Annotated in this window: 24 protein-coding genes; 17 read left to right on the forward strand and 7 right to left on the reverse strand. The window is 72.1% G+C overall.

What is annotated here, in order from left to right:
- Nucleotides 1-77 precede the first annotated feature (77 nt).
- Both ACGFH9_RS11085 and ACGFH9_RS11090 read right to left on the reverse strand, forming a co-directional pair.
- The gene (locus ACGFH9_RS11085) at nt 78-1340 is read right to left on the reverse strand and encodes a nucleotide sugar dehydrogenase (RefSeq protein WP_393217409.1); all 1263 of its coding nucleotides are present in this window, start codon (nt 1338-1340) and stop codon (nt 78-80) included.
- Between the two features lie 104 nt (nt 1341-1444).
- The gene (locus ACGFH9_RS11090) at nt 1445-2818 is read right to left on the reverse strand and encodes a serine/threonine-protein kinase (RefSeq protein ID WP_393217411.1); all 1374 of its coding nucleotides are present in this window, start codon (nt 2816-2818) and stop codon (nt 1445-1447) included.
- Nucleotides 2819-3321: 503 nt separating this feature from the next.
- Between ACGFH9_RS11090 and ACGFH9_RS11095 the strand changes: the two genes are divergently transcribed.
- The 10 genes from ACGFH9_RS11095 to ACGFH9_RS11140 all read left to right on the forward strand — a co-directional run bounded on the left by ACGFH9_RS11095 (nt 3322) and on the right by ACGFH9_RS11140 (nt 11118).
- The gene (locus tag ACGFH9_RS11095; protein ID WP_393217412.1) at nt 3322-4026 is read left to right on the forward strand and encodes an RNA polymerase sigma factor; all 705 of its coding nucleotides are present in this window, start codon (nt 3322-3324) and stop codon (nt 4024-4026) included.
- 16 nt (nt 4027-4042) lie between these two features.
- Complete coding sequence (locus ACGFH9_RS11100) at nt 4043-4819, forward strand: hypothetical protein (RefSeq protein ID WP_393217414.1); 777 nt, start codon at nt 4043-4045, stop codon at nt 4817-4819.
- Nucleotides 4820-4997: 178 nt separating this feature from the next.
- Complete coding sequence (gene egtA / locus ACGFH9_RS11105; RefSeq protein ID WP_393217416.1) at nt 4998-6233, forward strand: ergothioneine biosynthesis glutamate--cysteine ligase EgtA; 1236 nt, start codon at nt 4998-5000, stop codon at nt 6231-6233.
- Between the two features lie 23 nt (nt 6234-6256).
- Nucleotides 6257-7594 carry an ergothioneine biosynthesis protein EgtB gene (gene egtB, locus ACGFH9_RS11110; protein WP_393217417.1) on the forward strand — a complete coding sequence of 446 codons (1338 nt, stop codon included), beginning with the start codon at nt 6257-6259 and terminating at the stop codon, nt 7592-7594.
- 28 nt (nt 7595-7622) lie between these two features.
- Nucleotides 7623-8369: an ergothioneine biosynthesis protein EgtC gene (gene egtC, locus ACGFH9_RS11115; protein WP_393217419.1), complete on the forward strand. Its 747-nt coding sequence runs from the start codon at nt 7623-7625 to the stop codon at nt 8367-8369.
- Between the two features lie 53 nt (nt 8370-8422).
- A complete protein-coding gene (gene egtD / locus ACGFH9_RS11120) occupies nt 8423-9388 on the forward strand; it encodes an L-histidine N(alpha)-methyltransferase (protein WP_393217420.1) in 966 nt (321 codons plus the stop codon).
- 215 nt (nt 9389-9603) lie between these two features.
- Nucleotides 9604-10191, forward strand: coding sequence for a TMEM165/GDT1 family protein (locus ACGFH9_RS11125; protein ID WP_393217421.1), 588 nt, complete (start codon nt 9604-9606; stop codon nt 10189-10191).
- A gap of 39 nt (nt 10192-10230) precedes the next feature.
- Nucleotides 10231-10593: a DUF1622 domain-containing protein gene (locus ACGFH9_RS11130; RefSeq protein ID WP_393217423.1), complete on the forward strand. Its 363-nt coding sequence runs from the start codon at nt 10231-10233 to the stop codon at nt 10591-10593.
- A complete protein-coding gene (locus ACGFH9_RS11135; RefSeq protein ID WP_393217425.1) occupies nt 10590-10913 on the forward strand; it encodes a hypothetical protein in 324 nt (107 codons plus the stop codon). The genes ACGFH9_RS11130 and ACGFH9_RS11135 overlap by 4 nt, the downstream gene beginning before the upstream one ends.
- A 4-nt stretch (nt 10914-10917) precedes the next feature.
- Nucleotides 10918-11118, forward strand: coding sequence for a hypothetical protein (locus tag ACGFH9_RS11140; RefSeq protein ID WP_355247500.1), 201 nt, complete (start codon nt 10918-10920; stop codon nt 11116-11118).
- Between the two features lie 21 nt (nt 11119-11139).
- Here the strand turns inward: ACGFH9_RS11140 and nhaA are convergent, their stop codons facing one another.
- Complete coding sequence (nhaA, locus tag ACGFH9_RS11145) at nt 11140-12501, reverse strand: Na+/H+ antiporter NhaA (RefSeq protein WP_393217427.1); 1362 nt, start codon at nt 12499-12501, stop codon at nt 11140-11142.
- Between the two features lie 349 nt (nt 12502-12850).
- Here nhaA and ACGFH9_RS11150 point away from each other — a divergent pair, with 349 nt between their 5' ends.
- Nucleotides 12851-14314: a polysaccharide biosynthesis tyrosine autokinase gene (locus tag ACGFH9_RS11150; RefSeq protein WP_393217429.1), complete on the forward strand. Its 1464-nt coding sequence runs from the start codon at nt 12851-12853 to the stop codon at nt 14312-14314.
- Here ACGFH9_RS11150 and ACGFH9_RS11155 read toward each other — a convergent pair.
- Complete coding sequence (locus tag ACGFH9_RS11155; RefSeq protein WP_355624913.1) at nt 14295-14849, reverse strand: low molecular weight phosphatase family protein; 555 nt, start codon at nt 14847-14849, stop codon at nt 14295-14297. The two genes, ACGFH9_RS11150 and ACGFH9_RS11155, sit on opposite strands and share 20 nt — an antisense overlap.
- A 168-nt stretch (nt 14850-15017) precedes the next feature.
- Here ACGFH9_RS11155 and ACGFH9_RS11160 point away from each other — a divergent pair, with 168 nt between their 5' ends.
- The 4 genes from ACGFH9_RS11160 (at nt 15018) to ACGFH9_RS11175 (ending at nt 19949) form a co-directional block, all read left to right on the forward strand.
- Nucleotides 15018-16274 carry a glycosyltransferase family 4 protein gene (locus tag ACGFH9_RS11160; protein WP_393217622.1) on the forward strand — a complete coding sequence of 419 codons (1257 nt, stop codon included), beginning with the start codon at nt 15018-15020 and terminating at the stop codon, nt 16272-16274.
- A 179-nt stretch (nt 16275-16453) separates the two neighbouring features.
- Complete coding sequence (locus ACGFH9_RS11165; RefSeq protein ID WP_393217431.1) at nt 16454-18148, forward strand: DUF4012 domain-containing protein; 1695 nt, start codon at nt 16454-16456, stop codon at nt 18146-18148.
- 13 nt (nt 18149-18161) lie between these two features.
- A complete protein-coding gene (locus ACGFH9_RS11170) occupies nt 18162-18791 on the forward strand; it encodes a hypothetical protein (RefSeq protein ID WP_393217432.1) in 630 nt (209 codons plus the stop codon).
- A 594-nt stretch (nt 18792-19385) separates the two neighbouring features.
- Entirely contained in the window at nt 19386-19949 is a 564-nt protein-coding gene (locus ACGFH9_RS11175) for a hypothetical protein (protein WP_393217434.1), read from the forward strand.
- 112 nt (nt 19950-20061) lie between these two features.
- On the opposite strand, the gene ACGFH9_RS11180 is transcribed toward ACGFH9_RS11175, so the two are convergent.
- A complete protein-coding gene (locus tag ACGFH9_RS11180) occupies nt 20062-21525 on the reverse strand; it encodes an MFS transporter (protein ID WP_393217435.1) in 1464 nt (487 codons plus the stop codon).
- Nucleotides 21526-21567: 42 nt separating this feature from the next.
- A complete protein-coding gene (locus tag ACGFH9_RS11185) occupies nt 21568-21804 on the reverse strand; it encodes a hypothetical protein (RefSeq protein ID WP_355249091.1) in 237 nt (78 codons plus the stop codon).
- Nucleotides 21805-21925: 121 nt separating this feature from the next.
- Between ACGFH9_RS11185 and ACGFH9_RS11190 the strand changes: the two genes are divergently transcribed.
- Nucleotides 21926-23110, forward strand: a complete 1185-nt coding sequence (locus tag ACGFH9_RS11190; protein WP_393217437.1) for a geranylgeranyl reductase family protein — start codon at nt 21926-21928, stop codon at nt 23108-23110.
- A gap of 177 nt (nt 23111-23287) precedes the next feature.
- Nucleotides 23288-23461: a hypothetical protein gene (locus tag ACGFH9_RS11195; protein ID WP_355249086.1), complete on the forward strand. Its 174-nt coding sequence runs from the start codon at nt 23288-23290 to the stop codon at nt 23459-23461.
- A 55-nt stretch (nt 23462-23516) separates the two neighbouring features.
- On the opposite strand, the gene ACGFH9_RS11200 is transcribed toward ACGFH9_RS11195, so the two are convergent.
- Nucleotides 23517-25307, reverse strand: coding sequence for a bifunctional metallophosphatase/5'-nucleotidase (locus ACGFH9_RS11200; protein WP_393217439.1), 1791 nt, complete (start codon nt 25305-25307; stop codon nt 23517-23519).
- Nucleotides 25308-25346 lie beyond the last annotated feature (39 nt).

The raw sequence follows: 25346 nt of genomic DNA on the forward strand, positions 1-25346 counted from the left end.
CAGCCTGTCGGGGGCGACATCCGCCGGCCGGTCCCGTCGCCTTCCCCGGCGGCGGGACCGGCCAGCGGTGCCGGGCCCTAGAGGCGTTCGACCATCTCGCCGACGCACCGGTTGCGGGTGTCGAAGACGTAGCGGGCGTGCCGAACGACCAGGTCGTAGTCGAAGCAGTCGTGGTCGGTGACCACCACCACCGCGTCCGCGGACCGTACCTCCCGCTCGGTGAGCCCGACGACGGTGACCCCGGCGGGAATCTGGTGGGCCTCCGCATACGGTTCGACCGCGTGCACCTCGGCGCCGAGCGCCTGCAACCGGCGGGCCACGTCGACGGCGGGGGAGTCGCGCATGTCGCCGGTGTTCTTCTTGTACGCGAGTCCGAGCAGCAGCAGGCGAGCCCCGCTCACCGCGCGGCCGGCCCGGTTCAGCCCTGCCATGATCCGCTGCGCGACGTGCTCGGGCATCTCGTGGTTGATGTCGTTGGCCAGCTCGATGAACCGGAACTGCCGGCCGAGACGCCGTTTGACCTGCCAGGACAGGTAGCACGGGTCGATCGGCAGGCAGTGCCCGCCGACGCCCGGACCGGGCCGGAACGGCAGGAATCCGAACGGCTTCGTCTCGGCGGCGTCGATCGCCTGCCAGACGTCGATGTCCAGGTGGTGCGAGAGCATCGTCAGCTCGTTGATCAGCGCGATGTTGACCTGGCGGAACGTGTTCTCGATCAGCTTGGTCAACTCGGCGACGCGGGTGGAGTCGACGGCTACGGTCCGCTCCACGATGCGCTGGTAGAACCCCTGCACCTGGGCGAGGGACACCGCGTCGATGCCGGAGACCACCTTCGGGGTGTTCTCCAGTCGCCAGGTCGGGTTGCCGGGGTCGATCCGCTCCGGGCTGTAGCCGAGGTGGAAGTCACCGGGGCTGGTCAGCCCGCTGGCCGACTCCAGCAGCGGCCGGAGCAACTCCTCGGTGGTGCCGGGGTAGGTGGTCGACTCCAGGATGACCGTGCAGCCCGGCCGCACGTACGGGCCGATGCCGATACCGGCCTGCTCGACGAAGCTCAGGTCCGGAGTGCCGTCGCGCAGCGGGGTGGGCACCGTGATGACGCAGATGTCGAAACCCTCGGCGTCGGTGTACTCGGTGCTCGGGCGGTACCGGCCGCTGCCCAGCGCGCGGCCCAGCCGGTCGGTGGGGATGTCCTCGATGAACGACTCACCCGACGCGAGCCGCTTCACCCGGTCGGCGTCGACGTCGAGGCCGACGACGTCCAGGCCCGCCTCGACGGCGCACATCGCCAGCGGCAGTCCGACGTACCCCTGGCCGATCACGACCAGCTTCTCAGCGCTCACCCGGGCTCCCGCGGCAGTCGGTGGAAATGACCTGCGGAGAGCCTAGAGTGGTTTTCGGCGACGTAAGTCCGTTTTGGGGATATCGGTGCTGGTGGGGTGGCTGGTCAGTTGCCTGCCGGGTCCTCGGGGCCGGTCGGTGGGTCGGTCGAGGGGCTCGGGTCGGTCGCCGGCGAGTTGCTCGGCGACGACGGGGTCTTCGGCGGGTCGCTGGGTGGCGGCGCGGTGGTCGCGCTCGGCGTCGGCGACGGCGGGGTGGACGACTGACTGGGCTGCGCGCTCGGGCTGGCGCTGGCCGACGCGGACGTGGTGGCGTCCGGGACGTTCGGCCGGTTCGGCCGGCTCGGATCGTCGCTGGTCTGCTCGTTCGCCGCCGGCAACTCCGCCTGCTGGGTCGGCCTCTGCGACGGCGCGTTCGTCGGTAGCTTGACAGCCGGATCGTTGCCGGTGTTGCGCGCCGCGCCCAGCGCCGCGCCGAGGCCGATCAGCGCGACCAGCATCGCCACCGCCGCGCCGACCAGCGGCCCACGCCGCCGCTGACGTCCGGTGTCGGCCGTGCCCGCCACCGCCGCGCCGACCGGCACGTCGGTGCGGGTGCCCGGACCGGCCTCGCGCAGCGGCGTCGCCGACGCCAACGCCGTCGGCGGCTCGCCGCCGGTGACCGCGGTGCGGGCCGCCTCGGCCATCGCCGAGCCGCTGGTGAAGCGCTCCAGCGGGTCCTTCGCCAGGGCCCGCGACACCAGGGCCCGGACCGCCTCGGGGATCTCGTGCGGCAGCTCCGGCGGCTCGTCGTCGAGGTGCCGGACGGCGACCTGGAGAGGGTTGTCACCGGTGAACGGCGGACCGCCGGTGAGGCAGCAGTACGCGACGGCGCCGAGCGCGTAGATGTCGGTGGCGCCGCTGACCGGTCGACCGGCGGCCTGCTCGGGCGCCATGTAGAGAGCGGTGCCGGGCACCGCGTTGGTGCTGGTGATGCTCGTGACGTTGGTGGAGCGGGCGACGCCGAAGTCGACCAGCACGACCGTGCCGTCCTCCTGCACCAGGAGGTTGCTGGGCTTGACGTCGCGGTGCACGATGCCACCTCGGTGCGCCGCGCCCAGCGCGTGCGCCGCCTGGGCCACGATCGACATCGTCTCGGCCACGTCGAGGCGACCGGCCGACTCGATCCGCTTGGACAGCGGCTCACCCTCGACGAACTCCATGACCAGGTAGTCGGCCCGGCCGCCGTCGGGCAGATCGTCCTCGCCGCAGTCGTACACCTGGACGATGCCGGGGTGCCGCAGCGCCGCCATGATCCGCGCCTCGGCCCGGAAGCGGGCGATGAAGTCCGGGTCGGAGACCAGCGCCGGCAGCAGGACCTTGACCGCGACCTGTCGGCCGAGGACCAGGTCGGAGGCACGCCAGACGTCGCCCATGCCGCCCGTGGCGACACGTTCGTCCAGGCGGTACCGACCGCTGAGCACGACCTCCGATGACAACACAGCATTACCGTACCCAGAGTGGCGGACAACGGCGCGCCGTGGTGGATCGGCCGTGTGGTCGTACCCGTCGGTCCACCGGGACGACCGGCGAGGGCCGGCTCTTTCTGTGACGGCGCGATGACGCCAGGTCACAAAAAGTGACACATTCCGGCGTACGCTCGCCCGGTCGTCACCCTAGTGGGCCGTCTGGGCCCGGGAGCGTCGGACGGTCGTTGGCCGTTACCGCGCCGCGCCGGCGGGACGGCTTGATAATTGTCACTCTTCCGTGATGCGGTCCCAACTTGTCGCGTCGATGGTCCCCTCCTACCGTTAGCCCGGCTCGGGCTGCCCGACGGGCGGCGCGTCGAGCGCCATCGCGCCGGGTGTGGACGCCCCGGCCGGCCCGGACGCGGGCCCGAATCGGATTCGGTGGGGGAGGCGGGTGCGGTGTCGACGGTTCGCGAATCGCCCACGCCGCCGGCGTGTGTGGTGCCGAACCGCCCAGGCCGGTCCGTGAGCCGCCGATGACGGGCGAACTGTCCGACGCGGTCACCGCCGCACAGGCCGGGGACGAGGACGCGTTCCGCTTTCTGTACCGCAGCCTCCAGCCGGGCCTGCTGCGCTACCTGACGGCCCTGGTCGGAGCGGACGCCGAGGACGTCGCCTCCGAGGCCTGGTTGCAGATCTCCCGCGACCTGCCCACCTTCACCGGCGGCGAGTTCCGCGCCTGGACGGTCACCATCGCCCGCAACCGGGCGATGGACCACCTGCGGCGGATGCGGCGACGACCGTCGCTGCCGGTACCGGTGCAGGCGCTCACCGACCTGGCCGGCGACGGTGACACCGCCGAGCGGGCCGGCGAGACGATCAGCACCGAGGCGGCGTTGGCGCTGATCGCCACGCTGCCACCCCGCGAGGCCGAGGCGGTGTTGTTACGGGCCGTGATCGGGCTGGACGCGGAGTCCGCCGGTCGGGTGCTCGGCCGTCGGGCCGGCGCCGTACGGACCGCCGCCCACCGTGGGCTGCGGCGACTCGCCGCCCTGCTGGACGGGCAGACCGTACCGACGCCAGCGGCCGATGGCGACGCCACGACCCAGGCCGCCGGTCTGCGGCGCACGGTGCCCGGAGCGCCGAGCACACCGCCGGTCGGCGCCGAGGTGGTTCCGCCGGCCCGTCGACGGATCGGCCGATCCCGGCAGACGTCCCACGCCGAGCAGGCGGACGGCTGACGTGAAGGGATTCCGCATGAACCCGTACCGGCCGGACCGGCGTGCCGGCCGCGCCGAGACCGAACGGATGTTCGACGCCACCCGCGGCGACGCCGTCAGCGACCCGGACGCGTCCGTCGATCCACTGGCCGGGCTGCTCGCCGCTGCCGCGGGCCCGGTCCGGCCGGGGGAACTGGCGGGCGAGGAGGCCGCGATGGCCGCGTTCCGTGCCGCCCGTGCCGCTCCCGCACCCGCCGCGGCCCGACGTCCACGCCGTCTCCAGCTCACCACCAGCGCGGTCGCGTGGCTCGGCGCGCTCGCCGCCACGGCCACCGCTGGTGTCGCGTTCGCCGCGGCCGGCCTGGACAACGCGCCCGATCCGCCGCCGCCGGCTGCGACGACCAGCGCGCCACCGAGCACCAGCGGCCCGGCGGCGGCGGCCTCCACCGCGCCCAGCGGACCGACGCCGTCCGGGCACTCCCTTCCGCCCGCCTCGCCGTCGGTCGGCACGACGCCCGACGGGCAGGTCCACGGACTGTGCCGTGCCTGGCGGGCCAAGAAGCCCGAGCAACGGGAGAAGGCGCTACGGACGCCCGCCTTCCAGCGGCTGGTGGCGGCCGCCGGCGGGGTCGCCGCCGTCGAGGAGTACTGCCAGCGGCTGGTGCCCGAGACGAAGCCGTCGCCGTCGTCCCCGTCGCCGGCGCCGTCCGCTCCGGCGGGACCGACGCCGGCCGCCGAACCGTCCCCGGCGGCGACGCCACCCGGCCCGAAGAAGGTCAAACCCTCGCACCCGGCGGGACCGGCCGCGAACTGAGCGTACGACCGGCGCGTTTCGTTCTGCCCTGCACCGGGAAGCGCGTCTGTTAGACAAGAATTGGTGGCCCCGCCGACGCTGTCGAGAAAGCGTCGACGGCCGGGCCCACGGTGGCGTGCGCGTTCCGCAGTCGAGGCACGGCGCCCGCGGTCGTCGCACGACGAAGGAGGCTGCACCGATGGTGACGTCGCCGGAGCTGGACCAGAGCGTGATCCTGCGCGACTCCGCCGCCGCGGTCCGACATCTCGCGCGCATCTGCTTCAAGACCGGCCCTCCGACGTACACCGGTGTCGAACTGGAATGGACCGTGCACGATGTCGCCGATCCCGCCCGCCCGGTCGACCCGGCCCGGTTGCGGGCGGCACTGGGGCGGCACAGCCCCGTCACGCTGGATCCGGCCAGCCCCGCCGAGCCGCTGCGACACGGCGGCGCGGTGACCCTCGAACCAGGCGGCCAGCTGGAGATCTCCACCCCGCCGCGCACCTCGACCGGCGCGTTGATCCAGGCCACCGAGGCCGACATCGCCCAGGTGAACGGCCTGCTGGCTGCCGTCGGCCTGACCCTGGGCCGCAGCGGCATCGACCCGCACCGTCGGCCCCGCCCGCTGCTGGAAACCCCCCGCTACCGGGCCATGCGCCGCGTGTTCGACGAGCGCGGCCCGGCCGGCCGGACGATGATGTACAGCACCGCCGGCCTCCAGGTCTGCCTCGACGTCGGTGAGCCGGACCAGGTCACGGCGCGCTGGGCGGCGGCCCACGCCATCGGTCCGCCGTTGCTCGCCGCGTTCGCCTCGGCCAGCCGACACGCCGGGCAGCGCACCGGTTGGGCGTCCGCGCGGATGGCCGCCTGGCTGGCCATCGACCCGGCTCGTACCCGCCCGGTGTGGACGCCCGGCACGGCCGCCGAGGATCCGACGGCCACCTGGACCCGTTACGTGTTCGGCGCGCCGCTGCTCTGTCTGCGCCGGCCTGGCCAGGACTGGACCCCGCCGCCGGGTGTCACCTTCGCCGACTGGCTCGACGGCGCGCTGCCCCGCCCACCCACCACCGACGACCTCGACTACCACGTCAGCACCCTCTTCCCGCCGGTGCGGCCGCGCGGTTACCTGGAGCTGCGGTACCTGGACGCCCAGCCCGACCGGGGCTGGCGACTCCCGCTGGCGGTGCTGAGCGCGTTGTTCCATGACGCGGGCACCGTGTGCGCGGCGTACTCGATCAGCGCACCGGTGGCCCACCGCTGGTCGGCCGCCGCCCGGCGCGGTGTGTCCGACCCCGCGCTGGCCGCCGCGGCGGCCGCGCTGCTCGACCTGGCCCTGGACGCCCTGCCCCGGCTGGGTCTGCCGGCGGGCACCCACGACGAGATCCACGAGGGCGTACGGCGGCGACTGGCCGCCATCCGGAGGGCCGAGCGGTGAGCGGCGAGACGGAGGATGCAACCGTGAGCGCGAGTGCGACGGACCATGCGGACGGGGAACGGTTGCGGGGGCGGATCGCGGGCGAGTTGGCGCGTGCCCGCTCCCGAACGGCCCTGCTGACCGAGGCGGTCGACGACGCCGACCTGATGCGCCAGCACTCTCCGCTGATGTCGCCGTTGGTCTGGGATCTGGCGCACGTCGGCAACCAGGAGGAACTCTGGCTGGTGCGCGACGTGGGTGGCCGCGAGCCGGTCCGCTGCGACATCGACGACCTGTACGACGCGTTCAAGCAGCCCCGCCGGGACCGTCCGGCGCTGCCCCTGTTGCCACCCGCGGAGGCGCGCGCCTACCTGGGTACGGTCCGCGACAAGGTGTACGACCTGCTCGACGCGGTGCGCTTCACCGATCGGTCCCTGGTCGCCGCCGGGTTCGCCTTCGGCATGATCGTGCAGCACGAGCAGCAGCACGACGAGACGATGCTCGCGACACACCAACTGCGCGCGGGCGCGGCCGTCCTGCACGCCCCGCCGCCGCCCGAGCCGACCGTCCGCGTCGACGGGGAGGTGCTGGTGCCGGCCGGTGAGTTCACGATGGGCACCGACACCGAACCGTGGGCCCTGGACAACGAACGCCCCGCACACCAGGTCCACCTGCCCGCGTACGTCATCGACGCCGTACCGGTCACCAACGGCGCGTACGAGGCGTTCATCGCCGACGGCGGTTACTCCGACCGGCGGTGGTGGAGCGCGGCGGGCTGGGAGCACCGGGTTCGTGAGCAGCTCGTTGCGCCCCTGCACTGGCGTCGTGACGGAGACCGCTGGACGTACCGGCGCTTCGGTCGATGGGACCCGGTACGTCCCGACGAGCCGGTGGTGCACGTGTGCTTCCACGAGGCGCGGGCGTACGCGGCGTGGGCCGGCAAGCGTCTGCCGACCGAGGCGGAGTGGGAGAAGGCCGCGCGGTGGGACCCGACGACCGGTCGGTCCCGCCGCTACCCGTGGGGCGACGGCGAGCCGACCGGGGCGCACGCCAACCTCGACCAACGTCACCTGCGGCCGGCACCGGTCGGCGCGTACCCGGCCGGCGCGTCGCCGCTGGGTGTGCACCAGCTCATCGGGGACGTGTGGGAGTGGACGTCGACCACGTTCACCGGCCATCCCGGCTTCACCGCGTTCCCGTACCGCGAGTACTCCGAGGTGTTCTTCGGCGACGACTACCGGGTGCTGCGCGGCGGCTCGTTCGGCACGGACCGGTCGGCGTGCCGGGGCACGTTCCGTAACTGGGACTATCCGATCCGACGGCAGATCTTCAGCGGCTTCCGCTGTGCCCGCGACGCCGCTGCGGAGGAGTCGCCGCGGTGAGGCGCCCGGTGCCACGCGGGGTGCGCTGATGTGCCGTCACCTCGCCTACCTGGGACCACCGGTCACGCTGGCCGAGTTGCTGTTCGAGCCGGCGTACGCGCTGGTCCGTCAGTCCTGGGCGCCGCGTGACATGCGCGGCGGCGGCACGATCAACGCCGACGGGTTCGGCGTCGGCTGGTATCCCGACGGCGGCGCTCCGGTGCGGTACCGGCGTGCCCAGCCGATCTGGAGCGACCCGACGATCGCCGAGCTGGCGGCGGTGACCCGGGCCGGCGCGGTGCTGGCGGCGGTCCGTTCCGCCACGGTGGGGATGGCGGTGCTCGACGGCGCCGCCGCCCCGTTCGCCGAGGACCGGTGGCTGTTCAGCCACAACGGGGTGATCCGGGGCTGGCCCGACTCGATGGTGCCGCTCGCCGCCGGCCTGCCGGTGCGTGACCTGCTGACCCTGGACGCGGCCACCGACTCGGCGCTGCTGTGGGCGCTGGTGCGGCATCGGCTGCGCGCCGGCGACGACCCGGGCGAGGCGGTCGCCCGGACGGTGGTCGAGGTCGCCGCGGCTGCACCGGGGTCGCGACTGAATGTGCTGCTCACCGACGGGCGGCGGGTGGTGGCCACCACGTTCGGCCACGCGCTGTCGGTGCGCGCGGCGACGGACTCGGTGGTGCTGGCGTCCGAGCCGCACGACGACGACCCCGGGTGGCGGCCGGTGCCGCAGCGGCGTCTGGTCGACGCCACGACGGACGAGGTGCGGGTGTGCGAACTGCCGATCCGGTGAGCCGTGCCGGTCGGGCTGGGCGAGGTGTCTGACGACAGCAGGGAGGCGGGGTTATGAGCGCGGAACCGTTGGAGATCTACCTCGAACCGCAGGACCTGGAGCGTGGTCTGCGTGCGGACGTCCGGGCCGGGTTGACCGCCGAGGCCAAGTGGCTGCCGCCGAAGTGGTTCTACGACTCGCGGGGCAGTGAGCTGTTCGAGGAGATCACCCGGCTGCCGGAGTACTACCCGACCCGGGCCGAGCGGGCGGTGCTGGCCGCGCACGCCGACGACGTGGCGGCCCTGACCGGCGCGAAGACCCTGATCGAGCTGGGCTCGGGCTCGTCGGAGAAGACCCGACTGCTGTTGGACGCGTTCACCCGCCGGGGAGGACTCGGTACGTTCGTCCCACTCGACGTGTCGGTCAGCGCCCTGCTCGGGTCGACAGCGCAGATCGCCGCCGACTATCCGGGGCTGCGCGTGCGGGGGATCGTGGGCGACTTCACCCGCCAGCTCGACCGGCTGCCGACCGGTGGTCGACGGTTGGTGGTGTTCCTGGGCGGCACGATCGGCAACCTGCTGCCGGCCGAGCGGGCCGGGTTCCTGGCCGCGATGCGCGCCGCGCTGGAGGTCGGCGACTGGCTGCTGCTCGGCACCGACCTGGTGAAGGACCCGTCGGTGATCGTGCCGGCGTACGACGACGCGGCCGGGATCACGGCCGAGTTCAACCGCAACGTGCTGTACGTGATCAACCGGGAGTTGGGTGCGGACTTCGACCCGGAGGCGTACGCGCACGTCGCCCGCTGGGACCCGGAGCAGGAGTGGATCGAGATGCGGCTGCGGGCGACACGGCCGATGCGGGTGCGTGTGCTGGACCTTTCGGTGGCGTTCGACGCCGGGGAGGAGTTGCGGACGGAGGTGTCGGCGAAGTTCCGTCCGGAGGGGGTGGCCGCCGAGCTGGACGCGGCGGATTTCACGGCGGCGCACTTCTGGACCGACCCGGGCGGGCTCTTCGGGGTGACGTTGGCCCGGGCGCGGTGAGGCTGTTCACCCGTGACGTCCGGTGCGCCGGGTGATCGGTTAGGCTGGTCGCGCGAAGGGGAGTAGCCCCCAATGTCGTGGTCGACATACTGGTGCGTTCCGCATCCGGCCACGCGGCCCTGGTCTCCGGGGCGGGCGAGACCTTCGACTCAGGCTGTCGCAGCCGGGTCGAGGGCGCCCCCGTACCTCCTCCCGGCGGAAACGGGAAGGTTGTCATGGAGGGATTCCTCGCCGCGCTGGTCATCAGCTTCGGTGTCATATTCGTCGCCGAGCTGGGAGACAAGTCCCAGTTGATGGCGCTGACGTTCGCCACGCGGTTCAAGCCGCTCCCGGTGCTGCTCGGTATCACCGTCGCGACGGCGCTGGTGCACCTGGCGTCGGTCGCCATCGGTTCGGGTCTCGGCGCCGTGCTGCCCACCGAGTGGATCTCCCTGGTGGCCGGCGTCGCGTTCCTCGGCTTCGGCGCGTGGACGCTGCGCGGTGACACGCTCACCGAGGAGGAGAAGCGCAAGGCCGAGAAGACCAGCAAGAGGGCGATCGTGGCGGTCTCGGTGGCGTTCTTCCTGGCCGAGCTGGGCGACAAGACGATGCTCGCGACGATCACCCTGGCCACCAAGTACGGCTGGTTCGGCACCTGGCTCGGCTCCACGATCGGCATGGTGGCCGCGGACGCGCTGGCCATCCTGGTCGGTCGGATGCTCGGCCGCCGCCTGCCGGAGAAGACCATCAGGTACGGCGCCGCGGTGCTCTTCGCCATCAGTGGCCTCTGGCTGATCCTGGAGGCCGTCAACGAGCTGACCTGAGCGCCGACTAGCTGCCCCGGTGGCGGGTAACGCGTGCGGGTGGAGCCGGCCGAGCTGCTGCGCCACGGCGACGAGGTGCTGGTCGCCGTGGTGGAGGCGGCCGGCGCCCTGGTGATCGTCGTGGGTGCTCTCTGGGCGGCGGTGCGGTTCCTGGTCGAGGGGCTGCGGCACCGCACCGCCGCTGTCTTCACCCCGATCCGTCTGTCGCTGGGCCGGTTCCTGACGCTCGGCCTGGAGTTCCAACTGGCGGCGGACGTCCTGCGGACCGCGGTGTCCCCGTCGTTCACGCAGATCGGCCAGCTCGCGGCGATCGCCACGATCCGGACGGCGCTGAACTACTTCTTGAACCGGGAGATCCAACAGGAGCAGCGGCAGGTCGCCGATGGGCAGCAGCGGCCGTGATCGACGCGTTGGTCGAGGCCGTGACCGCGGTGGCGTTGGTCGCCGGGGTCGTCACGGCGTTGTGCACCGGCGACGTGCGGGTTGCCGTACGGGTGCTGTTGGACCTGCTGACGGCGGCCGGCCTGCTCCGGCTCGCGGGCGAGCCGGCCTGGGGTCGCCTGGCCGCCGTCGCGGCGATCGTCGCGCTGCGTCAACTGCTCGCGGCGGCGCTGAGTCACCCGCCACCCTGGTCACGGCGACAATTTCCGCCACGCTGCGGGGACGACGAGCACGGCCTACCGTGGGCGGTACCAGCGAAACAGTCGAAAGCGGGAGGATAACCACATGAGCCGGCACGACGAACCGAACGAGTACGGGTACGCCGGCGGCGCCACCGCTCCCGAGCCGCAGGCCGGCGGCAAGCCCGACGAGCAGGACCTCGCGGAGGAGGTGGCGGTGCCCGGCGACGACCTCACCGCGCCCACGGCCGACGCCCTCGCGGACGAGACCGAGGACCGGCGGCCCAGCGACGACCGCCGTCGCTGACCCGGCCGCCGGCCGGCCCGGTCAGTCGCGACCGGGCCGCTGATAGACATCGGGTACGCCGTCGCCGTCGGCGTCGAGTCGCTCATTCTCGGCCACCCGCCGGTACGCGGCGTTGCGGCGGGCCAGCACAACGCCGGCGAGGATCGCGGAGATCACCGACCCGGTGAGCACCGCCGCCTTGACCCGTTGGTCGGCGGTGCTGCCCGCGCCGAACGCCAGGTCGCCGATGAGCAGGGAGACGGTGAACCCGACCCCGGCCAGCAGGGCGATCCCGCCCAGGTCGGACCAGGTGATGTCCTCGTCCAGCTCGGCGCCGGTGAACCGGGCCAGCAGGTAGGTCGAGCCGAAGATCCCGATGCTCTTGCCGACCACCAGGCCGGCCACCACGGCGATCACCACCGGATCGGTCAGTAGGGCACCCAGATCGGTGCCACGAAGTGTCACGCCGGCCGCGAAGAGGGCGAAGACCGGTACGGCGATGCCCGCCGAGACGGGTCGCCACCGGTGTTCCAGGTGTGCGGCGAGCCCGCCCGCGTCCGCGTCGCCGGGCTCCGACCGGTCGGGTGTGGCAGGGGCGCCGCCCCGGGCTCGGGTCAGTACGGGCACGGTGAAGCCGAGCAGCACGCCGGCGACTGTGGCGTGCACACCGGAGGCGTGCACCAGGGCCCAGGTGGCGACCGCCAGCGGGATGAGAGCCCACCACCAGGTCCGGCCACGCTGCACCAGCCAGGCGAAGAGCCCGATCGGGGCGAGCGCGGCGAGCAGGGGTAGTGGGTGGAAGTCGGCGGTGTAGAAGACCGCGATGATGGTGATCGCGAACAGGTCGTCGACCACGGCGAGGGTGAGCAGGAAGGCGCGCAGGCCCTGGGGCAGGTGTGAGCTGACCACCGCGAGCACGGCCAGCGCGAAGGCGATGTCGGTGGCGGTCGGGATGGCCCAGCCCCGCAGTCCCTCGCCGCCGGTGCCGAGGAGCACCGCCACGTAGATCAGTGCCGGCAGCGCCATCCCACCCAGGGCGGCGACCACCGGAAGCGCCGCGCGTCGGGGATCGCGCAGGTCGCCGGCGACGAACTCGCGCTTGAGCTCCAGGCCGACCACGAAGAAGAAGATGGCCAGCAGGCCGTCGGCTGCCCAGGTCGCGAGGCTCAGGTCGAGGTGCCAGCGCTCGCCGCCGGCCCAGGGCACCCAGGCGCCGAGGCGGACGTACGCCCCGCTCCACGGCGAGTTCGCCCAGATCAGTGCGACGACGGCGCCGAGCAGCAGCAGGGCGCCGCCGACTGTCTCGGTGCGCAGCACCTCGGCCAGGTGCCGGGCCTCGGGCCAGGACGACCGGGAGAGGAGCCGGACGCGCGGCCGATCGGTGGAGGGGGTGCGGCCGGTCATGGAGGGGCTCACCTCGGGTGTCGGGACGGCAGGGATCCAATCGCCGACCAGACTTCCCGGCACACCACTGTCCACCCTATCCGGGCGGCCGGAGGGCGCTGATCGGCATGGGTGAAACGCGGCGGCCGGGCGGGCCGCGGGAAATCGGTCGCCGACTTTTCCGGCCATCGCCGCTGCCGAATGGCCCTTTGTCGGGTTGGTCATGCGGGCGCAGTTGGTCGCGTCGAAAATACGTAACTCCGGACATAAGCCCTATGAGGGGCTTTAATGGTTTCACGAGTTGACAGACGACCTTGGGGGTTTTCGTGAAGTTCTTTGGCGTAACCGGACGCGCCCGGAGGCAATCCTGATGGACCTGCTCCGCCAACTGCGCCACGTGCGTCGGCACTGGTGGGTCGTACTGGTCACGGTCATGGTGGCCCTGGGCGTCTCGGCGTTCGTGACCGTACGGGCCAAGCCCCGGTACGTCGCCTCGGTGACCTTCTTCGTCACCACCCCCAACCAGGGCGTCACCGACGCCTACCAGGGCGGTCTCTTCCTCCAGCAGCGTGTCAAGTCGTACGCCGACCTGCTCAGCAGCGACCGCCTGGCGCAGAGCGTGGCCGCCGAGACCCCGGTCGGGCTCACCGCGGACGAGGTGCAGCGCCGCGTGACCACCTCCACCGAGACGGGCACCGTCCTGCTGCGGGCCTCTGTCACGGACACCGACCAGACTCGGGCCCTGCGGGTGAGCGAGACTCTCGCCGCCAAGTTCGTCGAACTCGTGCAGAAGGTCGAGACGCCGCCCGAGGGCAAGGCGCCCATCAAGATCGAGGTGGTCAGCGGCCCACGGGTCACCGCGAGCCCGGTCTCGCCGAAGCCGCTGCGCAACCTCATGCTCGGCGGCCTGCTCGGTCTGGTGCTCGGCGTCGGCCTGGCGATCCTGCGCGGCGTCGCCGACATCCGCCTGCGGGACGCCGCTGGCCTGCAACGCGCGACCGGAAGCCCGCTGCTCGGTGAGATCCCGTTCGAAAGTGCCGCCCGCACGGCCCCGCTGATCGTCGGCGAGGCCGCGACCTCGGCCCGCGCGGAGGCCGTCCGCAAGCTGCGGACCAACCTGCGATTCGTGGACGTGCACGAACCCGCCCGGGTCATCGCCGTGACCAGTGCCCTGCAGGGCGAGGGCAAGACGACGATGTCCTGCAACCTGGCAATCGCGCTGGCCGAGGCGGGCTGGCGGGTGCTGCTGGTCGACGCCGACCTGCGCCGCCCGAAGGTCGACGACTACCTGGGCCTGGACGCCGGCGTCGGTCTCACCGACGTGCTCGTCGGTGACGTCCAGGTCGGTGACGTGGTGCAGCGCTGGGGCGACAAGTCCCTGCTGGTGCTGCCCAGCGGTTCCGCGCCGCCCAACCCGAGCGAACTGCTCGGCTCGAAGGCGATGGCGGACCTGCTGCTCGCGCTGCGTGAGTCCGCGGACATCGTGATCATCGACACCGCGCCGCTGCTCGCGGTGACCGACGGTGTCGTGGTGGCCGTCCAGGCCGACGGGGCACTGCTGGTGAGCCAGCAGGGCCGTACGTCGCGGGCCCAGGTTGCCGCGGCGGCCCGGTCGTTGCACTCGGTCTCGGTGCGGCTGCTCGGCTGTGTGCTGAACATGGCGAAGGTGGCCAAGGCCGAGGCGTACCAGTACGAGGCCTACCGGGTGGTCGCCTCGAACGCCGCGCAGTCGGTCCCGACCGATCGGGCCCCCGCGGCCCGGCACAGCGAGGGCGCGGGGGTCAACAACGGCGTCAGTGACCGTACCCAGGAACTCACCCGGTTGCCCCGATGAGCGCGGCGAGGGGTCGTAGCGAGCGTTCGATCTCCTCGGCGCAGCGTCGGAAGTCGGCGGCGGTGCCGCCGATCGGGTCCCGCAGGTCGTCCGCGTCCGGGGCGGCGGGTTGCAGCCGCCCCCGGGCGTGGGCGGCGGCGGCGATCGCGGCCCGCAGCGGATCGTCGGCCGATTCGGTCGGCGGCTCGGCCGCCGCCGCCAGCCGGCCGAACTGGCGCAGGGTGAACGTCCGGTGCAGCGCTCCCGGCGCCAGTGCGGTGCACACCGACCGCTGCCGGCGCGTCGCGGTCAGCACGAGGGTCGCTTCGGTCAGGTGTTCGGCCCGCAGCGTTCGACTGGCGAACGCCGCCGGATCGCCGCCCTCCTCGGTCGCGATCTGCGCCGCGTACGGGTGCATGGCCATCCCGTCCATCGCATCGGTGCCGGCGCTGGACACCAGCACCGGCCGGTCGGCCAGCAGTCGGCGGGCCAGGAACTCGGCCATCGGCGAGCGGCACAGGTTGGCGTGGCAGACGAACAGCACGCGGTCGGCCATCGGAAGCCCTCTCGTGGGTGCGGACACGGGCCGCCGCACCGCGAGGGTGGTGCGTCGGCGCCGGGGGACGCGCGGGGAGGGGTTGTCGGCATCGTACGCGGGCCGGCCGTCCGTCGGACGCGGTGCCGCGCCGGCCGAGGTCGATCCGTGCCCACCGGCGGTGCTCCGGTGAAGATCGGCATCCTGTCGTACCACTTCCCACCCGAGCCGGCGTTCATCCCGGGCAGCCTCGCCGAGGAGTTGGCGGCGCGCGGGCACGAGGTCCGGGTCCTCACCGGATTTCCCGACTACCCGGGCGGCCACGTCTATCCAGGGTGGCGGCAGCGGTGGCACCACGAGACGCACAGCCGACGGCTGACGGTCCGGCGAGTGCCACGCATCTCCGGTGGGGCCGCCTCCCCGGGAGCGCGGATGGCCAGTTACCTGTCGTTCGCCGGGAGCGCCTCGCTGGCGGCACGCCGGTTCCTGGCTGACGTGGACGCCCTCTACGTCTTCCAGTTGCCGGCCACCACGTTCGCCACCGCCGCCGTGCTTCGCCTGCTCACGAGGGTGCCGGCGGTGCTGCACGTACAGGATGTCTGGGCGCGCGACGGCGTCGACGCGGCAGGCGACGGACGCTGGTCCGCGCGAATGGGTGCCGCGATGACCCGCATCTACCGGTCTGCGGCGCGGGTCGCCGTGGCGGCGCCGTCGATGCGCGACCTGGTGGTCGCCGCCGGTGCCGACCCGGGCCGGGTCCACCTGGTCCTCAACTGGACCGACGAGCGCATCTTCTATCCGGCGACCCCCGGTGCGGCGGCCCGGCAGATGGTCCGCCGGGATCGCCGGTGCGTGGTCATGCATGCCGGGACCATCGGGCCCCGCCAGGGGCTGGAGACGGCGGTACGGGCGGCGGCGGCGCTGGACCGCACGATGGACCTGGTCCTGGTCGGATCGGGCGCGGACGAGCGGCGGGTGCGGGGGCTCGCCGCCGACCTCAAGGCGGAGAACGTCCGCTTCCTCGATCGGCGCTCACCTGTCGACATGCCCGAGCTGTACGCCGCCGCCGACTACCAGCTGATCATGCTGCGCGACCTGCCCGAGCTTCGCGGCATGGTGCCGGGCAAGCTACAGGCCGCACTCTCGTGTGCCGCGCCCGTCGTCGCGTCGGCCGGCGGGGACACCGCCGAACTGGTCGAGCGCGCCCGGGCCGGGCTGTCCTGCCCTCCCGAGGACTGGGCCGCGCTGGCCGACCGGTTCTGGCTTGCCGCGACCATCCCGCCGCCCGCACGCACCGAGATGGGGCGCCGGGGACGACAGACGTACCTGCGGGAGATGTCCCTGCCGGATGGCGTGGACCGGATCGAACGGCTGCTGCACGAGGCCGCGGGCCGCGTTCCGCAGGCGGCGGGACGTCGCGAGGAAACCTCGCGTAAAGGACGTTAATCGCCATATCGGTACGAGAGTCCTCGTAACGTGCTAAGAACGTCTAGGAATCTGACGGGCTGTCCGATTCCGGCAAACGGGAGTGTGGTGTGACGGAGAGCGAACGGCCGCGTCGACGGCGAAGCCGGTCCCGGCGTCGTCGGCGAGCGCGACTGCGACGTGCCCTGCTCGGTGCCCTGGTGGTGGGATCGCTGGTGCTGGCCGCTGGCGGATGGGTCGGCTTTCGTGGTTGGCAGGCGCGCGCACACCTGATCAACGCCGCCGGCCTGGCCCGGGAGTTGAGCGCCCAGGTCGTGGGCGGGGACACCGATCGCGCCCTGCGGACCCTCTCCGCCCTCCAGGAGCAGTCCGGCGCGGCCCGGGCCGCCACATCCGACCCGAGTTGGAAGATCGGTCGGCGTACCCCGGTCGCCGGCGACGACCTCGACGCGGTCCGTCTGATCGCCATCGCCATCGACGACCTGGCCCGGCGGGCGTTCCCCAGCCTGCTGCGCACGGACCTGACCAGCCTCGTGCCGGCCGGCGGCCGGTTGGACCTGGCCCGGCTCGCGTCGGTCTCGGCGGAACTGACGCGGGTGAACGACGCGGTGCAGGGCACCCGTCGTGACCTGGCCAGCGTGCCGGGCGACCGGCTGCTCAGCCAGGTCCGGCAGGCGCTGACCGACCTCCGTGGCGAGATCGACCGGCTGGCCAGCCTCACCGCCGCCGCCGACCAGGGCGCGCGGCTGCTGCCGCCGTTGCTCGGCGGCGGTGGCCCGCGGCGCTACCTGCTCGTCTCGCAGAACCTGGCCGAGTTGCGGGCCACCGGTGGCATGTTCGGCGCGTACGCGATGATCGAGGCCGAGGGCGGACGGGTTCGGATGGGCCGCCAGGGCAGCAGCGCGTCCCTCGGCCAGTTCACGCCAGCGCTCAAGCTGCCCGCCGAGACCCGGGCGATCTGGACCGACCTGCCGGGCATCTACCCCGCGGATGTGAACCTCACCCCGCACTTCCCGACCGCCGCCGCCCTGTACCGGGAGATGTTCCGGCGCAAGACCGGAACCGCCGTCGACGGCGTGCTCGCCGTCGACCCGGTGGTGCTGTCCTACCTGCTCAAGGCGACCGGTCCGGTGCTGGTGCCCGGTGGGGTGCCGCTGGCCAGCGAGAAGGTCGTGCAGACCGTCCTCAACGAGACCTACCAGCGGCTGGACACCGCCCAGCAGGACGCCTACTTCGCGTCCTCGGCCGCAGCGGTGTTTGACGCCTTCTTCAAGAAGAATGTCAACCCAAGGGTGTTGTTGTCCGCATTTGACCGTGCTATCACGGAACGCCGGATATTGTTCTGGAGTGCTCACCCGGAGGAACAGCGGACGTTCGGCGACAGCCGGATGGCCGGGACGCTCCCGGAACAGGACACCGTGCCGACGGTCGGCGTGTTCCTCAACGACGGCAGCGGCGCGAAGCTCGGCTACTACCTGCGGCCGACGGCGAGCCTCACGGTCGGCGATTGCCGGCCCGACGGCCGCCGCGAACTCCGGCTGCGGGTGACCCTGCGCTCGACGGCACCGAAGTCAGGGCTCAGCAAGTCGATCCTTGGCCTCGGCCTGGCTGGCGATCCGTACACCGTGCGCACGTTGGTGTCGATCTACAGCCCGGCTGGCGGCGCCGTGCTCGACGCCCGGCTGGACGGGGCTGAGACGGCACTGGGCAGCGGCACCGAACGCCGCCGCCAGGTGGCGACGGCGAACGTCGACATCGGCCCCGGCGTCGAGAAGGCGCTGGAGCTCACCGTCCTGACGGCCAAGACCGGCGTCGGGCAGGCCGAGCTGTGGCTGACCCCCACCGCCAGCCCATGGACCACCCAAGTTCATTCCGCACCAAGCTGTGACCAGTAGGAGGGAACCAATCATGCGGCTATCCCGCATCATCATGGCGCTCACGGTCGGCCTGGCCGTGGTGGCCGTGCCGACGGCAGCGGGGGCGGCACAGCCGCAGCCGACGCCCAGCGCGACCACCGATCCGCCCCAGCCGCCGCCATACCCGCCGGCCGCCGCGTCCCTGACCGTCAACCGGCCGACGATCTTCCTCGGCGAGACGGTCGTCCTGACCGGTACGGGCTTCGGTCCCAACGAGACCGTCGACATCTCCGTGACGGTCACGCCGCTGGCAGCCCCGGCCGCCGGCAAGGCGCCGGCCCGCCGCAGCGACGGCACCACCGTGGCCATGGCGCCGGTGGCCTACCAGGCGAGCGCGCCGCTCACCTTCACGGCGTACACCAACGCCCAGGGGCGCTTCACCAAGAGCTACAAGCCGTCGGTGACCGGTCTGCTGACCTTCACCGCCACGGGCCGCGAGTCCGGCCGGACCGCGACCACCGAGCTGCGGGTGCTGCACCGCAAGCAGCCGCTGCCCGTCACCGGTGACAGCATCGGCACGCCCATGAAGCTCGGCGGCGGCCTCGTCGGCGCCGGCGCGATCATGGTGCTGCTGACCCTGGCCTGGCGTCGCCGCCAGCGCTTCGGCGGAGCCGCGCACTAACCGGCACCACCAATCGGGCAGTGCCCGGATCGCACCCTGGGGCTGGCGCCCGTCGGATCCTTCGACGGGCGCCAGCCCTACGTCGCGGGTGGGGCGTCCATGCCGCCCGTTGGCGTCATCGACTCCAGATCGCCGATGCGGGGGTATGGGCCGCGTGGGATGGCCCCACGTCGGCGGTCTCGGGTCGATCATCTCGCTGGGGGCTATGTCCGGTTGTGGGGCTTGCGGGTGGGTGAGCGGATGCGTTCGTGGGCGGGCCCGGGGTCGTTACATACCCTGACGATCGCAGGACCACGGCCGGCCAGCCCGTTCGCGCGGGTGGGAATGGCGGACCGGGCCGGGTCGTTGTGCAGTCCTTCGAACGACCGCGGGCCTCGCCGCCCGCCCGGCTTGATCCGGTTCCGCCCGGTGCGCAGCCCGGGAAATGACCCCGGTCAGCCGGTCGTTACACACGGTCCCGGCGCCACGAGCCCCCCGCTCGCAGGCCGCCGACCCGAGACTTCTCAAGCGCCCGGACGAGGTGCTGACCCCCACGTCACCCGATCCCCCCGAGCAGGTGTGTGGGTGTTTCCTACCCCCGAAGGAGCTACCCCCATGAACACGATCTTCCGCAAGAGCATGCTGTCCGTTGCTGGTCTGGCGTTCGCCGGTGGTGTGTTCGCCGGCCCGATCGCCGCCCACGCCGCCACTCCGGTCGAGGCCAAGCCCGCCGCCGTGGCGGTGCAGACTGCGGCACCGAAGCCGCAGGGCGACCAGTCGCACATCACCCTGAACGACGAGCAGAGGACCAACGTCAAGGCGATCATCGCGGCCACGAAGAAGGCCGGCCTGCCCGAGCGGGCCGCGGTCATCTCGATCGCGACGAGCCTGCAGGAGTCCAAGCTGGAGAACCTGGGCCACCTCGGTGACGCCAACGACCACGACTCCCTCGGCCTGTTCCAGCAGCGCCCCACCAGTGGTTGGGGCACCCCGGAGCAGATCACCAACCCGGAGTACTCCACCACCGCGTTCCTCAAGGGCCTGCGCCAGGTTGACGGCTGGCAGGACATGCCCCTGACCGACGCCGCCCAGACCGTACAGGTCTCGGCCTACCCCGACGCGTACGCCCAGTGGGAGCAGCAGGCCACCGACCTGGTTGCCCAGCACTGGAACAGCTAAGACAAACCGATGGCCGGCACCCCCACCCGGGGTGCCGGCCATCGACGTACCGGCAGACAGTTTCCGTCACCAGCTGACGGAAACTGTCCAAGATTTGAAGGCAGGAGCGGTGTCAGTGGTGGTGATTGCGCACGATGTCGACAAGTGCGGCGACCAGCGCGAGCGCGATGATCCCCGTGGCGAGCAGCAATGACTTCTCGAAGGCGGCCGTCCAGTCGCCGTGACTGTCGGTCAGCGAGGAGAAGAACATCGAGCCGACTGCGGCGATGCCCGCCGCCGCGCCGATCCGTTGGCCGGTCTGGAGCATTCCGGCCCCGCTGCCCGCCTGCGTTACGGGCACCTGGGCGAGGGTGAGCGTCTGGTTGGGGGCGATGACCAGGCCGCTACCGAGGCCGGCGACGAGCAGCGGCCCGGCGGTGACCCAGGGCGCCGGGGCGTCGGGCGCGAGGTGCAGCGCGACGACCGTGGCGGCCAGTCCGATCACCACGCCGAGCAGGCCGATGGCGACCAGGGGCCGGCCGAAGCGGTTGACGATGCGTCCCCCCAGGGCGGACGCCGCGGCGGACCCCAGGGCGAACGGGGTGATGGCGAGACCGGCGACGAGAGCGCTGTAGCCGAGGCCGTTCTGTAGGAACAGGGTGAAGATGAAGAAGATCGCGGTGAAGCCGCCGAAGTAGACGAGCGCGATGAGCGACCCGAGGGTGTACGACTGGAAGGTGAACAGGCGCAGGTGGAACAGCGGTTCGCGGTGTCGCGCGTACCACCGTTCCCACAGTCCGAAGGCGACCAACACCGCCAGGCCGGCCGGGATGAGCGCCCACTTCCACGGCGTACGCCACTGCTGGTCCTGCACGAGGGGCAGCAGGATCAGCACCACGCCGACGCCGAGCAGCAGCACACCCACCGGGTCGAGTCGACGACGACCGGCCTGACCCTCGGGTCGACCGGGCAGCAGCCGCCACCCCAGGATCACCGCGACGATGCCGACCGGCACGTTGACGAAGAAGACCCACCGCCATCCGTGGTCCTCACCGCCGACGGCGATGAGCAGTCCGCCGAGCAGGGGCCCGACGGCGGTGGAGATGCCGATGGTCGCCCCGAGCAACCCGAAGGGGCGGGCCCGCTCCGGCCCTCGGAACAACTGTTGGATCAGCCCGATCACCTGCGGGTTGATGATGCCGGCGGCGGCGCCCTGGAGCAGTCGGGCGGCGACCAGCCAGGTGGGGGAGGTCGCCAGGCCGGCGAGCGCGCTGGTCAGGGTGAACAGCGCGATGCCGAAGACGAACGCGTTGCGTCGACCCCGGAAGTCACCGAAACGACCGGCCGGTACTAGCACCAGGCCGAAGGTGAGCGCGTAGCCCGAGAGGACCCACTGCAGATCGCTCGGGGAGGCCTGCAGCGCGCGGTCGATGGACGGCACCGCGACGTTGACGATGCTCACGTCGAGCAGGGTCATGAACGCGGCGACCAGCCCGACGCCGACCGCCTGCCAGCGTCGACGGTTCGCGGCCGCGTCGACCGGCTGCGGCTCGTGCGCCGCGTTCATCGTGCCCCCCGTTGACGGTCGATCATGCATTCCTGACCGCTACCCCGACCACCGGGGGCCAACCGTCCAGGGTCACGCCATCTGACGGGCGCAGAACCGGGGGCCGAAGTCGAGGCCGGCCATCGGCGAGTCCTCGCGGTGCAGCAGGCCCTTCTCGGTGAGCTGGTGCAGCGGGGCGTGCACCTGTTCCTCGGTCAGCCCGGACCCTTCGGCGATCAGATCCGGATAGGGCACCTGGCCGCGTGCCTCGAGGGCGGTGACCGCCTCGTACACCCGCTGTTCGACCTCCGACAGCTCCATCCGCTGCATGATCTCCTCCTTCGCCCACCCGCTGGACGCGGACGGTTGCGCCGCGTCGGATACCCCGTGCCTGGCCGAAGATGCCCACCCGTTCGGGCGGTGGGGAACGAACACGCCCTAGGCTGCAACCGTGATCGTCTGGGATCTGGTCGTCGTCGGCGCCGGCCCCGCCGGGCTCTCCGCGGCACACGCCGCAGCCCGCGCGGGCGTCCGTACCCTGGTCGTCGAGCGCGCCACGCACCCCCGCTACAAGACCTGCGGAGGTGGCCTCATCGGCACGTCCCTGGCCGCCGTGCGGGGTCGGATCGAGGTGCCGGCGCACGACCGGGTCGACCGGGTGACGTTCACCCGCGACGGCCGGCGGGAGTTCACCCGCCGTCACGACAGCCCGGTGGTGACCATGGTCCGTCGGGAGGAGTTCGACGACCGGCTGCGCGCGGCGGCCGTCGCCGCCGGCGCGCAGCTGCGGGAGCAGGTCGCGGTCCGCGCGATCGAGCAGGATCCCGAGGGGGTACGCCTCAGACTGGCCGACGGTACGACCCTGACCGCCCGCACGGTGATCGGCGCGGACGGCTCCTCGGGGGTGACCGCCCGGCACGTGGGTGTGCGCTACCGCCAGGTCGATCTGGGGCTGGAACTGGAGATCCCGGTGCCGCCCGTCGAGCAGGAACGCTGGCGCGGCCGCCTCCTGCTGGACTGGGGGGCGATGCCGGGGTCGTACGCCTGGGTGTTCCCGAAGGGTGACCGGTTGACGGTGGGCGTGATCGCGGGTCGGGGCGCGGGGGAGGGGACCCGTGCCTACCTGCGGCAGTTCGTCGACCGGTTGGGTCTGACGGGGCTCCCGGCGGAGCACGATTCGGGGCACCTGACCCGGTGCCGCGAGGAGGACTCGCCGTTGCGCAACGGTCGGGTGCTGGTGGTGGGGGACGCGGCTGGGCTGCTGGAGCCGTGGAGCCGTGAGGGCATCAGCTTCGCCCTGCGTTCCGGGGAGATGGCCGGGGCGGCGGTCGCCGCGGGGGACCTGGCCGGCTACGAGCGGGCGGTCGCCGGGCGTCTGACGCCGGAGATGCGGGCGGGGTTCCGGCTGCTCGACCTGTTCACCCGCAGCCCCGAGGTGTTCCACGGATTGTTGGCGACCCCGCCGGGCTGGCGGATGTTCGTACGCTTCTGTCAGGGGCAGGCCAGCTTCGACGACATGCTGCGCCGCCGACCCATCCGTGCGGCGCTAGCAGTGCTGGCCCGCCTACCCACCCCCCGCCCCGCCCCGTTCGCGCCGATCTTGGGGTTTCTGCGGCGACAATCCACCCGAACCTGAACACTTCGGCAACCCTTAGTGCAAGATCGACGCGCTTTTCCCGGGCCCGCCCTCTTACGCCCAGGATCCTAGGATGTTCTAGGGGGTGTGCGGTGCGCACCTCACGACGCTGTCGGTCAACGGATCGTTGTGTGGAAGACCCGCTGTTGGACAATGCAGGGGAGTGAGGGGGCGCCGATGACCGAGAAGCCGTTCACCGACGACGAGTACGCGTTCCTGCGCCACATCCGGTTCGGGGAGCTGCCGCCCGCCGTCCGCCCGGAGGATCAGGTCGCGCTGACCGAGACCGATCCCGGGCGGGACCGACCGGAGAAGGCCGAGGACCCGGTCCGCTGGAACGTGCAGGGCTGAGAATGCGCGGACGGGCCGCGGGTGTCGTCACCCACGGCCCGTCTCCACACCGCGGTCAGAAGACCGGCACGCCTTCGCGGACGAGACGCCAGTTGGGCTGGAAGAAGTCGTCCGGGTTGATGGTCCCCTTGGTCTGCGCCCAGTCGATGAGCAGCTGTCGGATCTCCTGCTGCGCGTTGTAGACCTGGGTCTTCACGATGCCGGGGAAGTTGCCGCCGCCGCTGCGCCGGTAGTTGTTCACCGCCACCACGAACTGCGCGTCGTCCGCGACCGGGGTGTCGCTGCCGGGCAGCACCAGCCGGGTGATGCGCTGTCCGACCGGCTTGGCGATGTCGATGTCGTAGTCCAGGCCGGAGATCACGTCGTAGTTGTAGTCCGGCACCGCCGGGTCGCTGATCTGCTCCGGGTCGACGGTCGCGCCCGGGGCGAGGGTGCGGAAGTACTTCGCCGAGTATTCCAGGTACGCGCGTACCTCGGCGCCGCTGAGCACGACGGCTTCGAGGGTGTTGTCGTACACGTACAGGCCGGCCACGTCGCGGATCTTGACGTCGCCGGCCGGGAAGACGGCGGTACGGCTGAACGGCGCCGCGATCGACAGCACCGGCAGGTCCGCGTACGCGGTGCCGGCCAACGCCGCGTCGACCACCTCGGTCTGCACGTGGTTGATGAAGTCGAGGATCGGGGTGTCCTTGTACCGGGACTCCGCCGCGGACAGCTCCACGGTGGAGGTGGCGACCACCTGGTTGACGTACGCCACGGTCTTGGCGTGCTGGGCCCGCACGGCCGCGACCACCTTCGGGTCCTCGACGACCGTGTTGGTGTTCAGCATGGTGGCGGCCTTCTTGGTGATCGTCCACCGGCCATGCTCACGGGTGAGGGTGAAGTCCATCCGGGTGAGCCGCTGGCCCCACTTCGAGGGCTCGGAGAGCAGCACCTGCGCGCCGGTCCGCTCGTTGGTGACGAACCGCTCGACCACCTCGTTGTGGGCGTGCCCGAAGAGGATCGCGTCGATCCCCGGCACCTGCTGGGCGATCAGCGCCACCGGGTTCTCGTTGGGCAGCTCCGGGCCGTAGCTGGAGGTGCCGCTGTCGCCGCCGTGTGCGGAGATCAGCACGATGTCCGCGCCTCGGGCCCGCATGATCGGCACCCACTTCGCGGCGGTGGCGATCATGTCGTCGAAGCGCAGCTTGCCCTCGACGTTGCCCCGGTCCCAGATGGCCACCCCGGGGTTGGTCAGGCCGAGGATGCCGACCCTCAGGGTCGGCGCGGCGAAGCCGAGGGAGACCTTCTTGATGACGTACGGCAAAAAGGCCGGCTTGCCCGTCTTCGCGTTTACCGCGTTCGCGGCGAGGGCCGGGAAGCCGAGCTGGCGGACCCACAGATCCAGCAGCGGCAGGCCGTAGTTGAACTCGTGGTTGCCCAGCGTCACGGCGTCGTAGTCGATGACGTTCATCGCCCGCGCCATCGGGTGTTTCTCGCCGGTGGCGGTGATCGGCTCCTGCTTGGCGTAGTACGTGGCCAGGGGGGTGCCCTGGATGGTGTCGCCGGCGTCGAGTACCAGCGTCGCCTTGCCCCGCCGCTCGCGACGGATCTGGTTGATCAGGGTCGCCAGCTTCGCGACGCCGACGTCGTTGTGCTTGCTGTCGTCGTACTCGGCGTCGCGGTAGTAGTCCCAGTTGTAGACGTTGCCGTGCGTGTCCGACGTGCCGAGCAGCGTGAGGTCCCAGGTGCGCGACCGGGCCGGGCCTGCCGCCTGGGCGGGGGCGGCGGCGATCAGTGGGGCGGTCGCCGCGGCGGCGGCGACGGCGAGCAGCCGGCGACGCGACGGACCGGAGGAAGAGGTCATGACGTGCCTTTCCATGGGGGTTGACGCGCCTCGTGAGCG

It is taken from the genome of Micromonospora sp. NPDC049102, assembly GCF_043197485.1.
In the GTDB taxonomy this organism is placed as follows: domain Bacteria; phylum Actinomycetota; class Actinomycetes; order Mycobacteriales; family Micromonosporaceae; genus Micromonospora.

Coding starts and splice junctions, on each gene's coding strand:
- ACGFH9_RS11200 (WP_393217439.1), bottom strand. CDS start 25,307: ATGACCTCTTCCTCCGGTCCGTCGCGTCGCCGGCTGCTCGCCGTCGCC.
- egtA (WP_393217416.1), top strand. CDS start 4,998: ATGGTGACGTCGCCGGAGCTGGACCAGAGCGTGATCCTGCGCGACTCC.
- nhaA (WP_393217427.1), bottom strand. CDS start 12,501: ATGACCGGCCGCACCCCCTCCACCGATCGGCCGCGCGTCCGGCTCCTC.
- ACGFH9_RS11140 (WP_355247500.1), top strand. CDS start 10,918: ATGAGCCGGCACGACGAACCGAACGAGTACGGGTACGCCGGCGGCGCC.
- ACGFH9_RS11125 (WP_393217421.1), top strand. CDS start 9,604: ATGGAGGGATTCCTCGCCGCGCTGGTCATCAGCTTCGGTGTCATATTC.
- ACGFH9_RS11150 (WP_393217429.1), top strand. CDS start 12,851: ATGGACCTGCTCCGCCAACTGCGCCACGTGCGTCGGCACTGGTGGGTC.
- ACGFH9_RS11185 (WP_355249091.1), bottom strand. CDS start 21,804: ATGCAGCGGATGGAGCTGTCGGAGGTCGAACAGCGGGTGTACGAGGCG.
- ACGFH9_RS11180 (WP_393217435.1), bottom strand. CDS start 21,525: ATGCATGATCGACCGTCAACGGGGGGCACGATGAACGCGGCGCACGAG.
- egtC (WP_393217419.1), top strand. CDS start 7,623: ATGTGCCGTCACCTCGCCTACCTGGGACCACCGGTCACGCTGGCCGAG.
- ACGFH9_RS11100 (WP_393217414.1), top strand. CDS start 4,043: ATGAACCCGTACCGGCCGGACCGGCGTGCCGGCCGCGCCGAGACCGAA.
- egtD (WP_393217420.1), top strand. CDS start 8,423: ATGAGCGCGGAACCGTTGGAGATCTACCTCGAACCGCAGGACCTGGAG.
- ACGFH9_RS11195 (WP_355249086.1), top strand. CDS start 23,288: ATGACCGAGAAGCCGTTCACCGACGACGAGTACGCGTTCCTGCGCCAC.
- ACGFH9_RS11170 (WP_393217432.1), top strand. CDS start 18,162: ATGCGGCTATCCCGCATCATCATGGCGCTCACGGTCGGCCTGGCCGTG.
- ACGFH9_RS11175 (WP_393217434.1), top strand. CDS start 19,386: ATGAACACGATCTTCCGCAAGAGCATGCTGTCCGTTGCTGGTCTGGCG.
- ACGFH9_RS11155 (WP_355624913.1), bottom strand. CDS start 14,849: ATGGCCGACCGCGTGCTGTTCGTCTGCCACGCCAACCTGTGCCGCTCG.
- ACGFH9_RS11095 (WP_393217412.1), top strand. CDS start 3,322: ATGACGGGCGAACTGTCCGACGCGGTCACCGCCGCACAGGCCGGGGAC.